Below are 14732 nucleotides of genomic sequence, written 5' to 3' on the forward strand. Positions count from 1 at the left end.
TCGCGCATTATTGGCTTACTGTCTGGCCAATAATCCATTTTTTATGCACCCACAGTGAAGCGCAAATCACGGCAGCACCCACAATGAAACTCGGCCAGTGAGGCTGTTCTTGCCAAATGGCGAGGTTGACCAGCAGACCCGCCGGAACGTGCATATTGTTCATAATACCTAAGGTACCGGCATCGACCTGCGTCGCACCATAGTTCCACATAAAATAGCCCAAGCCAGACGCCACGACACCCAGCCACAAGAGAATTCCCCACTGTAGACCGGTGGTCGGCAATTTTTGTGGATTCCCCCACAGATACCAGGCAAGAACCGCCGCCAGTACTGCGCCGAGGTAAAACCAAGAGAACGCAGTATGCTGCGGCATTGGTCGCGTTTCTTGCAAACGCTTATATCCCACCATACCCAACGCGAAACAGAGATTTGCCAGTTGAACCAACAATAAGCCAAACCAAAAATGGTCGCTGACTTTGTCATAACGAATAATGGCCGCGCCCACCACGGCCAGCATCGCGCTCAATGCATAACCAACACGTACACGACGCCCACTAATCACGTCATAAATCAGCGTGACATAGAGCGGCGTCATCACGGTAAACAGCAGCAGCTCCGAGACACTGAGGTAGAGATAAGCCTGAAAGCTAATTAAATACATCACGCCGAGCTGTAACATGCCTACCAGCATATACAGTAACAGCGTCGAGGGCCGGTATCCCCGCCAGCGCAGGAAAGGTAAAAACACCAACGCGGCCAGCCCCAGGCGGACCAAAACCGCGAATACGCTATCCACCTGTCCGGCCAGATAAACGCCAATCAGACTGAAAGAAAACGCCCATAGTACGGTGGTGATAATCAGTAATGGCACATTACATACTCGTCATAAAAAACCAGCGGACATTGTAATCAAACCGGCGAGGTAAAAACCCACTATTTGGTTTACATCTGTTCAGATAAAGAACAATCAAAAAATGAATGATAAAGAAAAAAAACGCGCACCAAACGAAAAATCATAATAATAACGATGGCATTACCGTGACTTAAATCACTTAATATCCTCTAAGACTTTTCGTATTACACCATTTTGTGATGTGCGCAGCATCAAAGTGTAATAAAACTGTAACATTTGAGCGTTTCCTCACAGTTACAAAGCGACTTAATTACTAACATTTGCGCGAATTGGAACATTTCGCCATTAAATCTGGTTAATTACTCCTTTTTATACCCATCCTGCTGGGATTTCAGAACAAAATTGCGCCATTGGAGGCCATTTATGCTCACCATTTTTAAGCCAGCCGCACATCTACCGCGCGTCTCGGAAGATCGCGTCGACCCGCTCTATAAACGCCTACGCTGGCAAATATTTTTTGGGATTTTCTTTGGTTATGCCGCCTATTACCTGGTGCGGAAAAACTTCGCGCTGGCGATGCCGTACCTGGTCGAACAGGGCTTCTCGCGCGGCGATCTTGGCTTTGCCCTCTCGGCGATTTCGATTGCCTATGGGTTTTCAAAGTTCATTATGGGTTCAGTTTCTGATCGCTCCAATCCGCGTGTTTTCTTACCCGCCGGGCTGATCCTCGCCGGCGCGGTGATGCTGTTTATGGGGTTTGTCCCGTGGGCGACCTCAAGCATTATGGTCATGTTCGTGCTGTTATTTCTCTGCGGTTGGTTCCAGGGAATGGGCTGGCCTCCTTGTGGCCGCACCATGGTTCACTGGTGGTCGCATAAAGAACGCGGCAGTATCGTTTCCGTTTGGAACTGCGCCCACAACGTTGGCGGCGGGCTTCCTCCTCTGCTGTTTCTGCTTGGCATGGCCTGGTTTAACGACTGGAAAGCGGCGCTCTATATGCCTGCCTTTGGTGCCATTGTGGTGGCGATTATCGCCTTTGCACTGATGCGTGACACGCCGCAATCCTGCGGTTTACCGCCGATTGAAGAGTACAAAAATGATTACCCGCCGGATTACAGCGAAAAATACGAAGAAGAGTTAACCGCGAAGCAAATTTTCATGCAGTACGTCCTACCCAACAAAATGTTGTGGTATATCGCGCTGGCAAACGTCTTTGTCTATCTGTTGCGCTACGGCATCCTTGACTGGTCGCCGACCTATTTAAAAGAAGTGAAGCATTTCGCGCTTGACGAGTCTTCATGGGCCTACTTCTTTTACGAATATGCCGGTATCCCCGGCACGCTACTGTGCGGCTGGATGTCAGATAAGGTCTTTCGAGGTAACCGTGGCGCTACCGGGGTGTTCTTTATGGTACTGGTCACTATTGCCACGGTGGTTTACTGGTTGAACCCGGCGGGTCATCCAAATGTCGACATGGCCTGCATGATCATCATCGGTTTCTTAATTTATGGCCCGGTGATGCTAATTGGCTTACATGCGCTGGAGTTGGCGCCGAAAAAAGCGGCCGGTACCGCAGCCGGTTTTACCGGGCTGTTTGGGTATCTGGGCGGATCAGTGGCGGCCAGCGCCATTGTCGGTTACACGGTTGATTTCTTCGGCTGGAATGGCGGTTTCATTATTATGATTGGCGGTTGCGTACTGGCAGTCATTTTCCTGGTACTCACCATGCTGAATGAGAAAAAACACAAACAGCAATTACAGCATCAGTAATGGGAGCAGAGGATGAAACTCACAGCATTATTGTCAGTGTTACTGATGGCTACCGCACTGAATGCAGCGGCGGAAACCAACGGGAAAGTCGTGATCGCTCATCGCGGCGCCAGCGGCTACCTACCGGAACATACGCTGGAAGCCAAAGCGATGGCGTATGCGCAAGGCGCAGATTTCCTTGAGCAAGATTTGGTGATGACCAAAGACGATCAGTTAGTGGTGTTGCACGACCATTATCTTGATCGGGTGACGGATGTCGCGCAACGTTTCCCAAAACGGATGCGCAAAGATGGGCGCTATTACGCGATTGATTTCACCCTCGCCGAGATTAAGAGCCTGAAATTTACCGAAGGTTTTACGCTGAAAAACGGCAAAGCGGTACAGACTTTTCCAGGGCGTTTCCCAATGGGCAAATCTGATTTCCATGTGCACACCTTTCAGGAGGAAATTGAGTTTGTACAAGGCTTGAACCATTCCACCGGCAAAAATATCGGTATTTATACCGAAATTAAAGCGCCCTGGTTCCATCACAAGGAAGGGAAAGACATTGCCGCGAAGGTGCTGGCGGTGCTTAAGCAATATGGTTATACCGGTAAACAGGATAATGTTTACCTCCAGTGTTTCGATTTTAATGAACTTAAGCGCATTAAAACCGAGCTGGAGCCGAAAATGGGGATGAACCTGAAGCTGGTACAACTGATCACCGAAACCGACTCGAAAGAGACGGAGGAGTTGAAGAACGGACACTGGGTGAACTATAGCTATGACTGGATGTTCCGCCCCGGCGCGATGAAAGAGCTGGCACGCTACGTTGATGGTATCGGGCCAGATTATCATGAGCTGTTTGGTGCGGATTCAAAACCCGGCGATCTTCATCTGACGCCAATGGCGCAGGAAGCGCATGCTAATAAGCTGCTGATTCATCCCTATACCGTGCGAGCCGACCAGTTGCCGCCGTGGGCCGCCAACGTCGACCAGTTATATGACGCGCTGTATAACCAAGCGAATGTGGAAGGTTTATTTACCGACTTCCCGGATAAAGCGGTGCATTTTCTGCAAACTGAAACCCACGCATCACCTTAGCATCGCCACATTAATCGGCCCCGCAGCGCCTATCTGCGGGGCCTCTTTTACGCCAAAAAAAGCTGGCGTAAATAATGTGGCACCGCATCTTCCGCATTGCTGCCGATCACTTCCATTTCCGGCAACAAATCCTTCAATCGTTGATGGGCATTACGCATGATGCAGCCCTTACCAGACATGGTAAGCATCTCTTTATCGTTCAAACCATCGCCGAAAGCGACGCACTCTTTCAGAGAATAACCGAGCAGTTTTGCCACCTCTTCCAATGCATGGCCTTTCGACACGCCGCCCGCCATCACTTCCAGACAGGTTGGAAAAGAGAAACTTACGTTAACCCGATCGCCCCAACGCGCAATCAGCGCTTGCTCTAACGGAACCAAACGTTCCGCATCGTCGCAGGTGAAAAAGACTTTGCTGATGCCATCCGTTTCAAGCATGCCCGGCTCAAACACGCGATAGGTAAATTCCGACTCGATAAAGTATTTATTCTCTTCCGGACGATGACGGCTTAGATACCACTCATCGTTACGGTAAACGTTGGTCAGGATTTCCGGGTCATCATATTTAACCGCGAACAGATCATGGGCAATATCCTCATCCAGGTTGTGGCTGAAGATCAGATCCCCGGCGGTATTGTGCACACGCGCGCCATTCGAAGTAATCATGAAGGCTTCGATCTCAAGATTGTCGCGCATCTGCGAAACATCAATGTGGTGGCGGCCGGTGGCGAAAACGAAATGCACATCGCGAGCGGTCAGCAACTTCAACGTCTCTTTGGTATACGGCGTCAATCGATGATCGGGTGAAAGCAGTGTGCCGTCCAGGTCGGAAGCGACTATGTGGTACATGAAAAACCTCTGGTAACGAAATGGATAATCAGGTTCAGGATCCCTGAACCAGCATTAATCAATCTGAGTGATGCAAAAATTTAGGGCGTATGCCGTTGGTAAAAATCAACGATGGCATTTAACGCCTCGGCACGCATGCTGTCTTTTTCAAACAAGATCTCATGACGCGCGCCGGAAATCACTTGCGGTTTTCCCCCTTCACAAGGATGCCCGGCCGCACGCATTGCCTGACAAAACAGATCCTGTGAACGGTTATCAACCACCTTGTCTTCTTCCGCTTGTAAGAGTAACAACGGCGTACTGATTACCGCGGCTTTAGTGAGTATATTTTGCCCGGCCTGAATCCCTTCGCGCACCCAGTGATAGGTGGGGCCGCCAACGCGAATTTCAGGATCGTCAGCGTAGAAACGCAAATTGCGACGATAGCGCTCACGACTGTGGGTCAACTGATTCATGCCAAACGGCCTGGCGCGCCATTTGCCGGTGCCCAGCGCATAACCATCACGAAAGGCGGGGCGTTTTTCGGCCCAATTCAGAATGCGATGCGCCATCCATGAAGGCAACGGCAGATAGATGCCAAACATCGGTGAGGCCAGCACCGCAGCATCAAATGCCTGCGGCAGACGCGCCAATAACAATGTCAGGATCGCGCCGCCCATAGAATGCGCCAGCGCATAACGATGCCGATAGTGCTTCGCAGCGATTTCCTGCCAATACAGCGTTTCCAGATCGTCCACATAATGCTCAAAATGGACCACATGACCGCGATGTGAATCCTGCAACAGCCGCCCGGACCGCCCCTGACCACGATGATCGATAATCATCACATCATAGCCACAATGAAACAGGTCATACGCCAGTTCCGGATACTTCACATAACTCTCAATCCGACCAGGCACCAGCAGGATCACTTTATCATGGCGCGGAGAGGTGAAGCGCACATAGCGGATCGGCACGTTTTCCACGCCGGTGAACTCTCGCTCCTCCCGGCGACGCCAAAAATCCAGCAGCGGCCCGGTGGCGAAGGCCGCAAAGGCTTTCTCGCGCGTTGGCCAACTGTTTCTCGGTTGCGTCATCGACAGGTATTCCACTCAAATTAATTGCCGCGAAGCGGTTTTATCATTGTCATAGCGCGACATTACGCAATGCCGTATTGTGTCACAATTCCACGCATCCAGGGAGCCTTACCCATGACCATCGAATGGTGGCTAACTTATCTTTTGACCACCGCCATCCTCAGCCTGTCACCCGGCTCGGGGGCGATCAATACCATGAGTACCGGAATTAGCCACGGTTACCGTGGCGCGGCAGCATCAATTGCAGGCCTACAGGTGGGGCTATCGCTGCATATTTTACTGGTGGGCATTGGTCTTGGCGCCCTGTTCTCCCGCTCCTTAGTCGCCTTTGAGGTATTAAAATGGGCGGGCGCCGCCTATTTGATCTGGCTGGGTATTCAACAATGGCGTGCCGCTGGCGCGATAGATCTTAACGCCGTTTCCGGCGCGATGCCGCGTCGGCATCTGTTCAAACGCGCAATACTGGTTAATTTGACCAACCCGAAAAGCATCGTGTTTCTGGCGGCATTGTTTCCTCAATTCATCATTCCACATCAACCGCAAGCGATGCAGTACCTGGTGCTCGGCGTCACTACGGTGGTGGTCGATATTATCGTGATGATTGGCTACGCCACGCTGGCGCGGCGCATTGCCGCCTGGATTAAAGGCCCACGGCAGATGAAGTTGTTAAACCGGCTGTTTGGTGGGCTATTCATGCTGGTGGGCGCTTTACTGGCCAGCGCGCGTCGTATCGCCTAAGACGGCAATCGCGACGTAGCCACAACGGTGCGTCGCGATCGATAATGCTTAGCGTGAGAGAATTAAATGGAGGCCAAACCCGGCAAACAATACACCGGCCAGACCATCAATCCATTTTGCCAGGCGCTGATATTTACGGCGCATCCACGGTAAAGCAAAAATGGCCGCCACCAGCGTAAACCAGGCAAAGGTTTCACCGACAATCAACAGAAATAACCCCCAACGCTCGCCTGAACCGACATCATCGCCGACGAACAGTGAAAATACGCTACCAAAGTAGATAACCGCTTTAGGGTTCGAAAGATTGGTGAGAAAACCTTTCAGGAAGCTATGGCCTTTTTTCGGTAGCGCGACGGCAACCTCTGGCTGCGGTGAACTCTGGTGCCGCTGCCGCGCCGAGCACAGCAACTGCCAGCCCATCCACAGTAGATAAACCCCACCGCCAACCATAATGATCTGATGCAGCCATGCCATCTTTTGCAGGAGCAGATGCAGGCCCATGAGCGCGACACCGGCCCACACCACAATCCCCAACGAGATACCAAGCACGCCCATCATCGCTTCTTTGCGCGAGCGACTGGCCGCCGTTTGTGAAACAAAGAAAAAATCAGGCCCGGGGCTCATCAGCGCCACTAAATGCACCACCGCCACGGTAAAAAAGAGCGCCAGCATGCTGTTATCCTTCTGGTTTCATTAATAATATTCGCAATTCATCGCCAATAAGCTATCGGCGGCTTATTCCTCACCGTCAACATGCTCACGGATCATGACCATAAACGGTTTACCAAATCGCTCCAGTTTTCGATGCCCCACGCCGTTTACGCTCAGCATTTCTGAGGCGGTCAGCGGCATCTGTTCTGCCATTTCAATTAGTGTGGCGTCATTGAACACGACGTAAGGTGGAATATTCTCTTCATCGGCAATCGCTTTACGCAACTTACGCAGTTTGGCGAACAGTTTACGGTCGTAATTACCGGCATACGATTTCTGGCTACTGTTTTTGGTTTTAATACTGACCAGACGCGGTACCGCTAACCTCAGCGGCGCTTCACCGCGCAACACAGGGCGAGCCGCCTCGGTTAACTGGAGCGCCGAATGCATAGCGATATTTTGTGTCACCAACCCTAAGTGAATAAGCTGGCGTAAGACACTCACCCAGTGCTCATGGCTCTGATCGCGTCCTAAGCCGTACACCGGCAACTTATCATGCCCCAGTTCCCGGATACGTTGATTATTGGCACCGCGCAGCACCTCAACCACATATCCCATGCCGAAACGCTGCCCCACACGATAAATACAGGAGAGCGCTTTTTGCGCTTCAACCAGCCCGTCATAGCGGCGCGGGGGATCGAGGCAAATATCACAGTTGCCGCACGCTTGCTGACGCCCTTCGCCAAAATAGTTAAGTAATACCAGACGACGACAGGTTTGCGCCTCGGCAAAAGCGCCCATCGCATTGAGCTTATGCCGTTCAATATCTAACAATTGCCCAGGCGCTTTCTCTTCCAGACAGCGCCGCAGCCATGCCATATCCGCCGGGTCGTATAACAGCATCGCCTCCGCCGGTAAGCCATCACGCCCGGCGCGCCCGGTTTCCTGATAGTAGGATTCAATGTTGCGTGGAATGTCGAAATGCACCACAAACCGCACATTAGGCTTATTAATCCCCATGCCAAACGCCACGGTTGCGACAACAATCTGCAAATCATCGCGTTGAAAGGCTTCTTGCACCTGCGCGCGGTGGGTATTCTCCATTCCGGCATGATAGGCACCGACGCTAAAACCCCGGCTTTGTAAACGTGCGGCGGTATCTTCGACTTTGGCGCGGCTATTACAGTAAATAATGCCGCTTTTACCGCGTTGATCTTGAACATAGCGCAGCAATTGTTCGGTAGGCTTAAACTTCTCCACCAGCATGTAGCGAATATTCGGGCGGTCAAAACTACTAATCTGGATCAGCGGATCGTTTAGTTGCAGTAACCGAACAATGTCATTACGGGTGGTTTCGTCGGCCGTGGCGGTCAGCGCCATGACCGGTAATTGTGCAAACCGTTGGCGCAATTGCCCCAACGCGCCATATTCAGGGCGGAAATCATGCCCCCACTGCGAAATACAGTGAGCTTCATCCACCGCCAACATCGCCGGGTTCCAGTGCGCCAGCGAGTCGAGGAAGTTATCCATCATCAAGCGTTCCGGCGCAATATACAGCAAACGAATACGTCCACTGCGACAGCCCGCCATGACCTCTTGCTGCTGTTCTCGCGTTTGCGTGGAATTCAAACAGGCCGCCGCCACCCCGTTCGCCAACAGTTGATCAACCTGATCTTTCATCAGCGAGATGAGCGGCGAAACCACTAATGTCAGGCCTTCACGCACTAAGGCCGGGATTTGATAGCAGAGGGATTTACCGCCGCCGGTGGGCATCACCACCAGGCAATCACGACCAGCCAGCGAACTCTGAATAATGGTTTGCTGCCCGGGGCGAAATTGCTGGTAGCCGAAGGTATCGCGTAATACCTGTTCTGCCAGCATTTCCTGGTTGATTACTGCGGCTGTCGACACATCTTCCCCGTCTTATCTTGCAATGATCATATGAACCCGGGCCGCACTTATCTTGCCCAACGATTCGAGGCAGAGAATGGTACCACTCCCCCGCCAGGATTTCGTTAGAATAAATCATTCAACGTCACGCCGACACCAATACGCGTCTGGCGATGGTTGTAATCAATCAGCGACTCGCCATAACCACTAAATAACTGGGTGTAGAAACGAACATGTTCGCTTATCGGGTAACTCCACGCCATCTCGGCACCGCCATAACCGGTATTCCAGTTATAGTTGCCCTGAACGCTGAAAATGCTCTCACCCCATTGATAACCCAATTTCGCACGATAGTAGCCCATATATTTGGTGATATCCGGGTTATCGTCGTTACTTTTACTCTCCGGTAGGCGATACCAGGGTTTAATTTCAGCGAGGAAATTACCGTTCTGCGCCATTAAACGCGCATACACGCGGTTCCAACTGCGAGAAGTAGGATCGGAACGACCATTTGATTCATGATTTAGCCCCATCTCCACATCACGTAGTGTCCAACCGGCAAACTGATAATCGGTCGCCCAGCCGAGGAAAATCTGCGGCTCGTAGTTAGTTTCCCGGAAAGGTGACGAAGCTCCCCGGTTAGAAAGCTGCCACCAGGAGCGTTGCGTATAGGATGCCGCCAGGACCGAGTTATCGCCTAATATGCCGCGCCACAGCGGAAATGCCAGACTTAACTGGAACTTTACCTCATCCTTTTTGGCGCTATCAGCCCAATCATACGATTGAATAGCGTCTTTATTAATATTGCTGGTGTAAGTGTAAAGCAGGTAATTATTTTCATAAGGATAAAGCACAAAAGGGTTATCGTGTTTTTCCAGTAGGTTAGCAATAATGCTACCGCGTACCGCCGGCGCATCATGAATATCTTTGGTTGTCGCTTCCTGTGCTTGTGCCAGAACCGGCAGAAATACGCTTGCCGTCAGCAATCCTCTTAATATGCGCATAGTGTTCTCCGCTGAAGCGCTGTGCGATGAAAGTGTAAAAAAGCAGGTCATTCTACACACAAATTTATAGCAATATCAGCGTGACAGTCTGAAAGTGGAAAGCCTATTACTGGCAGCATAAAATACCCACCTCATTAACATTTTCAGCCCCTTTTTTACTGTTTTAGGAAGGCAAACCATGTCAGGAATTCCGTTATCGCAGGACGCGGCGCGTCATCTGATTGGAGAAATTTTTGTTTATCACATGCCGTTTAATCAGGCGCTTGGTCTGAAGCTGGAACGCCTTGAGGCGGACTACGCGGAACTCAGCTTTACCAATCAGGAGATGTTGGTAGGTAATGCAGCGCAAAAAATTCTGCATGGCGGGGTTATCGCATCAGTGTTGGACGTGGCTGCCGGGCTGGTTTGTGTCAGCGGCTCCCTAACGCGCCAGCAAACGATTACCGAAACGGAGTTGCGACAACGCCTGGCAAAAATGGGCACCATCGATCTGCGCGTGGATTATCTGCGCCCCGGGCGCGGAGAGCGTTTTACTGCCTCCAGCAGTTTATTGCGCGCCGGTAATAAGGTGGCGGTCGCACGCGTAGAGTTGCACAACGATGCCGGCGTCTATATTGCCAGCGCCACCGCCACTTACCTGGTAGGCTAATTCGAGTAACGATTGAGAGTTACCCGCCATTAAATGTGGGTAACCATAGAATAAATAGGCATTTGTCACGATAAGCATCTGTTTACAGAATAGCGGCTAACACGCACGGGCCAGTCTGTCTGAGCCCGTTGCGTCACCTACATGGCTTTTTAACAGTAATGTAAGGAATGCCCATGAAGTTAAGCCGCCTTATTCATCCGAACACCCCACCGCCCAATGAAGCGGAAACGGATAGCACGCGCTCTTTGGGCGCGCAACCTCCCGGCGCAAAACGGGTTGGAAAAGAGGCGGCAGCCCGTGTGCAGGCCGGGCAGGCGAAAACCACCGCTTTGGCCGCGAAAAATAGCACCTCGTTTAAAAATAAGCTGACACGACGCGCGCTGGATTTTTCTGCCGTAGTGCCGGGCAGCGGGCGTACCATTAACCGCCCGTTACGCCAGTCTCCACCGGAAATCGATCTGTTCGAGGGTGAAACAGAGGATGAAATTTCAGCGCTCCAAAAAAGCCAGCGCCTTATCCGCCATGCGCAAGCCCTCGTCGATTCGCTGGAAAAAGAGCCGGTCTCGCTGTGGCAACGTCCGGCGGAATCCCCGCACCGTCGGCGCCTGACTAAACTGATCCCGTGGTTAAAACCTGACACGTTAAAGAACAAGGCCTCGCTGTATGGCTCCGCGACGCCGGATAAGGGCAATGCCGATGAGCGCCCTGACAGGGAGGCGATTTCCCAACAAAGTCAGGCGTTGAAGCAGCATATTGCCGAGCAGCAAACCCAACTGGAAGCCGCCATTGAGGTGCTGGAAAAGGCTTATGGCAGCCGGGCGACCACCACGCCGTCATCGTCAGCAAGTGAAACCCGTATTCAACTGGCTGAGCAGCAAGTCGCCGCATGTAGCGCCGCTCTTCGGCAGAGTATTGAACATCCGGCGGCAATTGCGCTTTTTAAGCTCAGTGACTATGCCGATTTACTGGATAAGAAACTGGATTTTTCTCTGAAACATTTCGCAGAGTTGAAAACCGAAGCGGAAAATATTCAAAGCGGCAGCGAAACACAGCGCAAAACCACCGAGTTACTGTTACTGCTCAACAGTGAAAAAATTCGCCTGTTAATGGATATTGGCGTCAGCATGGATAGCGCCAATAGCGGACTGCAAGAAGCCACGCAAATGCTGGATAAATTGCATCTGGCACTCAATAACCTCGACAACGTTCCTAATAGCGAAAACCAACCGCTGAGACGCGAGGTGATCCTGACTGATATTACCCGTTATCAAGCGCTGCGCGAGGCGGCGGAACAGACCCTGGCCGCCAATATGCGCCATCTGGATAGCCTGGACACCAACGCAGCCGAGGTGGCGTATCAAGTTGATAAGTTGCTGGAGAAACTTAACGCTGACAATAGCATTTTATTACAACAACATGCGGAGAGTCGGCAACAGTGGGTTAATGCTGCGAAAAGCGCGGCGTTACTCAACCAGGCAACGCCGCCAGCGCCCTCTCCCGCCGATGCGCCCCGTCCGGACCAAGCGCAACTTGAACAACTGAAGAAGGATCTACATCTTCGCCTCACCCAAGTCTTGGGCGGCAATGACGCGAAAACGCTGTTAATTCCCAAACTGGATGCGCTGGCTACACGCCTCATTGATAACCCCGCGTTGACCAAACAGCCGCCCTGGCTGGTGGTCGACATTGTGATGTCATCATTGTCTACCGTCACCGGCCTTAACGCCTCGCTGGCAAGCAAGGTGCTTGATGCGTTGGCAGACTACCCGGTAACCCATTGGTTAACCCAACGCGCAGAGGATGACCAAGCAATCGCGCTTACCGCGTTGTGCCGCCAACTCTGTACCCTGCCGCGTGGCGCCGACTTACTACAGCTCCTTTCCAACGCGGGCGACACGCCGCCCAATGCGGATCAATCAAAAGCGCTGCGCACCTTCTGGAACGCCGATTTGGCAATGCAAACCGAACAGGATCCGGCGGTTGTACAGTGGCTCGGTCAGGCACGCAAGGTTGCACAGGCTAAGGCACAAGGTCGCGATGAAAACCTGGATGATGTCGACTTGGCCGCGTACAACGCGGTGCGTAATGGTTATCTCAGTAACGCGCCGGGTTCACTGTATGCGCGCGATAATCAACGCCTGCTCAAAACCACCAACGAATGGGTACTACGCGCACTGGCGCAACAGCCGGACGATGCCGGACATAGCTGGCGGGAATGGGTGCCGCTGCTGAATAAAACGCCGTTCAATGCCAAAACGCTGGAGCGCGTTTTTGAGATTAGCCAAAGTATGGGCATGGACTCGTTGCGTAGTCAGGTGGCCAGATTAATTGATAGCCAACAGCAGACATTGCATCAGCTAATTGCGCACGGTTCTGAGCAAGCCAATAGTGAGAATGGGCTTGCTGAACTAACCACCGCCGCACAAGTGGTGTTAAACCATCTGCAAAAAAAAGACACGCCGCTGGCACACACCACGCTGGGCCGCGCCGATCTACGCGCCATCGAACGCGCGTTAAAAAAACTCTCTCCGCCCTCCACCCACCATCATGCGGGGCGAGACTGGTTCGATAAGTTAACCTCCTCATCCGCACCGCCGTTTATTGCTGAATTATGTCGGCAAAAATTGACCGTTCATGAAGCGCTAAACCGGTTGGATAACGAATTACGCCAAAAGCTCCCGGAAGCGCTATCACACGCCGTTCCGCCTCCTAATATCGATGAATTTGGCACGGCGGTTCGTCTGCTAAAGGAGCGACATTTTCAGGACAAACAGGATATTTTGACCTTTTTCAAGCCACTGATTGAAGGAAGCCGTTTACGCGATCGCGTGCGACTCGGCGGCGGCGGAACGCTGGGGATTGGCCTACCATCATTACCTTATAACCTCGCTTCGGTGGTCGCACCGACGTTTTCAATGGAGGTGGCGCGGAGCGAAGAGGCGTTTGCTCAACTGTTTATGCCGATCCTGGGCATGGAGATGTCCTTCGGAAAAGCCCGGACGCTGGCGGCAGAAGTCAGCCTGGGCGTCTCTGCCGGGGTTGAAATACTGCCCGGTTTATCCGTTCAAGGCGGCTTGACCGGTCGTCTGCGCGGTCAGCAAGCGCAGACAGATGCCACGCTGATGCGCTTTTTCCGCAAGCGCTTCCAGGACGATGAAATGCGCAGCAAGATGTTTAACTGCCTGGACAGTATGGTTCGTTGGGATACGTTAGAGGCGGAACAGGGAAGAGCCTATTCCAGCCCGTTAGAAGCGGTTTTGGCCCGGAACCCGGACGTTTCCATCAGTCACGTCTTTGCCGAAAGCGACACGCTTAACCTCAGCGCGCGCGCCGCGATACGGCTACCTTTCGCCAGCCATAGCGAGCACCATGATATTTCACAGTGGGCCAATAACGAACTGGCGATCGCCGCAGAAAGCGAACGCACTCATGATCGACGCGCCGAACAAAATGGCGCGGTTCATGTGGATAAAGTGCGAGGTGACAGCGCGCAGCAGCGTGTCATTGTCAGCGCCGCCCTCAATGGCTCTCCACTTTCCAACGCCCCGGTTAGCCATGGCGCGGGCAGCAGCGGGCGCTTCTCTGCGCCGCTTCAGTTCGCCATCAATCGTGATATTGCCTGGCACGTAGAACGGCATGAAATTTCCCCGTTTACCATTGATGATAAGCAAGATGCCGATCTTGACCGTCATTACAGTAGCGCGACCGATATGTTGGCGGAAATTTCCGCCAACCGGGAAGAGTGGCTAATGCGCTGTATTGAAACGCTTGAGCCTGACGGAGACCGGCGCGACACGCCAGAGCTACGCCAGCAAGCCGCCGTCATTATGGATGAGTTTGAACAAACCATTACCCAACTGGCAAAACAGAGTAAATATTGCCTGTATAACGTCAACTATTCGCTAAAAGGTGAAGCTGGCGCAGAGATCGACAGCTATCGTGCGCTGATTCAACTGGCACGGAATAGTGGTGACGAGGCGCGGGTCGGCGAATTGGAAAAAGCGGTAGATGAAATATTACAAATGCGCGGAAGCTGGCGGCCATTGATGCTGATTATCCGCGAACGCGCCCGCGATGCCAGCACCAAAGGCCTACGCTATGCGGTGCGCTTTCAATACAACAAGAGTAACGAAGGCCAGCGGACTGCCGCACAGTTTCCGCCACCTTAAT

At 52.3% G+C, this 14732-nt stretch carries 11 protein-coding genes; 5 read left to right on the top strand and 6 right to left on the bottom strand.

Annotation, left to right across the window (positions count from 1 at the left end; translation table 11 throughout):
- Positions 1-7 precede the first annotated feature (7 nt).
- On the bottom strand, positions 8-871 hold the full coding sequence (locus PMPD1_RS21475) for a carboxylate/amino acid/amine transporter (protein WP_173635951.1): 864 nt from the start codon (positions 869-871) through the stop codon (positions 8-10).
- A gap of 405 nt (positions 872-1276) precedes the next feature.
- Here PMPD1_RS21475 and glpT point away from each other — a divergent pair, with 405 nt between their 5' ends.
- A complete protein-coding gene (gene glpT / locus PMPD1_RS21480) occupies positions 1277-2623 on the top strand; it encodes a glycerol-3-phosphate transporter (protein WP_173635952.1) in 1347 nt (448 codons plus the stop codon).
- A gap of 12 nt (positions 2624-2635) precedes the next feature.
- Positions 2636-3706, top strand: coding sequence for a glycerophosphodiester phosphodiesterase (gene glpQ / locus PMPD1_RS21485; RefSeq protein ID WP_173635953.1), 1071 nt, complete (start codon positions 2636-2638; stop codon positions 3704-3706).
- Positions 3707-3753: 47 nt separating this feature from the next.
- On the opposite strand, the gene yigL is transcribed toward glpQ, so the two are convergent.
- Positions 3754-4554: a sugar/pyridoxal phosphate phosphatase YigL gene (gene yigL / locus PMPD1_RS21490; protein WP_173635954.1), complete on the bottom strand. Its 801-nt coding sequence runs from the start codon at positions 4552-4554 to the stop codon at positions 3754-3756.
- A gap of 80 nt (positions 4555-4634) precedes the next feature.
- Positions 4635-5630 carry a lysophospholipase L2 gene (gene pldB / locus PMPD1_RS21495; protein ID WP_173635955.1) on the bottom strand — a complete coding sequence of 332 codons (996 nt, stop codon included), beginning with the start codon at positions 5628-5630 and terminating at the stop codon, positions 4635-4637.
- Positions 5631-5744: 114 nt separating this feature from the next.
- On the opposite strand from pldB, the gene rhtB reads away from it, so the two are divergent.
- Positions 5745-6368 carry a homoserine/homoserine lactone efflux protein gene (gene rhtB / locus PMPD1_RS21500; RefSeq protein ID WP_173635956.1) on the top strand — a complete coding sequence of 208 codons (624 nt, stop codon included), beginning with the start codon at positions 5745-5747 and terminating at the stop codon, positions 6366-6368.
- A 48-nt stretch (positions 6369-6416) separates the two neighbouring features.
- On the opposite strand, the gene rhtC is transcribed toward rhtB, so the two are convergent.
- The 3 genes from rhtC to pldA all read right to left on the bottom strand — a co-directional run bounded on the left by rhtC (position 6417) and on the right by pldA (position 9913).
- On the bottom strand, positions 6417-7040 hold the full coding sequence (gene rhtC, locus PMPD1_RS21505) for a threonine export protein RhtC (protein WP_173635957.1): 624 nt from the start codon (positions 7038-7040) through the stop codon (positions 6417-6419).
- Between the two features lie 63 nt (positions 7041-7103).
- On the bottom strand, positions 7104-8930 hold the full coding sequence (gene recQ / locus PMPD1_RS21510) for an ATP-dependent DNA helicase RecQ (RefSeq protein ID WP_173635958.1): 1827 nt from the start codon (positions 8928-8930) through the stop codon (positions 7104-7106).
- A gap of 104 nt (positions 8931-9034) precedes the next feature.
- Positions 9035-9913: a phospholipase A gene (pldA, locus tag PMPD1_RS21515; protein WP_173635959.1), complete on the bottom strand. Its 879-nt coding sequence runs from the start codon at positions 9911-9913 to the stop codon at positions 9035-9037.
- A gap of 178 nt (positions 9914-10091) precedes the next feature.
- On the opposite strand from pldA, the gene PMPD1_RS21520 reads away from it, so the two are divergent.
- On the top strand, positions 10092-10562 hold the full coding sequence (locus PMPD1_RS21520) for a thioesterase family protein (protein WP_173635960.1): 471 nt from the start codon (positions 10092-10094) through the stop codon (positions 10560-10562).
- A 173-nt stretch (positions 10563-10735) separates the two neighbouring features.
- Positions 10736-14731 (top strand): type III effector, encoded by a 3996-nt coding sequence (locus tag PMPD1_RS21525; RefSeq protein ID WP_173635961.1) that lies wholly within the window; start codon positions 10736-10738, stop codon positions 14729-14731.
- The last annotated feature ends 1 nt before the right edge of the window (position 14732 follow it).

It is taken from the genome of Paramixta manurensis (genome assembly GCF_013285385.1).
Taxonomy (GTDB): Bacteria; Pseudomonadota; Gammaproteobacteria; order Enterobacterales; family Enterobacteriaceae; genus Paramixta; species Paramixta manurensis.

Coding starts and splice junctions, on each gene's coding strand:
- PMPD1_RS21520 (WP_173635960.1), top strand. CDS start 10,092: ATGTCAGGAATTCCGTTATCGCAGGACGCGGCGCGTCATCTGATTGGA.
- rhtC (WP_173635957.1), bottom strand. CDS start 7,040: ATGCTGGCGCTCTTTTTTACCGTGGCGGTGGTGCATTTAGTGGCGCTG.
- rhtB (WP_173635956.1), top strand. CDS start 5,745: ATGACCATCGAATGGTGGCTAACTTATCTTTTGACCACCGCCATCCTC.
- glpT (WP_173635952.1), top strand. CDS start 1,277: ATGCTCACCATTTTTAAGCCAGCCGCACATCTACCGCGCGTCTCGGAA.
- glpQ (WP_173635953.1), top strand. CDS start 2,636: ATGAAACTCACAGCATTATTGTCAGTGTTACTGATGGCTACCGCACTG.
- pldB (WP_173635955.1), bottom strand. CDS start 5,630: ATGACGCAACCGAGAAACAGTTGGCCAACGCGCGAGAAAGCCTTTGCG.
- pldA (WP_173635959.1), bottom strand. CDS start 9,913: ATGCGCATATTAAGAGGATTGCTGACGGCAAGCGTATTTCTGCCGGTT.
- yigL (WP_173635954.1), bottom strand. CDS start 4,554: ATGTACCACATAGTCGCTTCCGACCTGGACGGCACACTGCTTTCACCC.
- PMPD1_RS21525 (WP_173635961.1), top strand. CDS start 10,736: ATGAAGTTAAGCCGCCTTATTCATCCGAACACCCCACCGCCCAATGAA.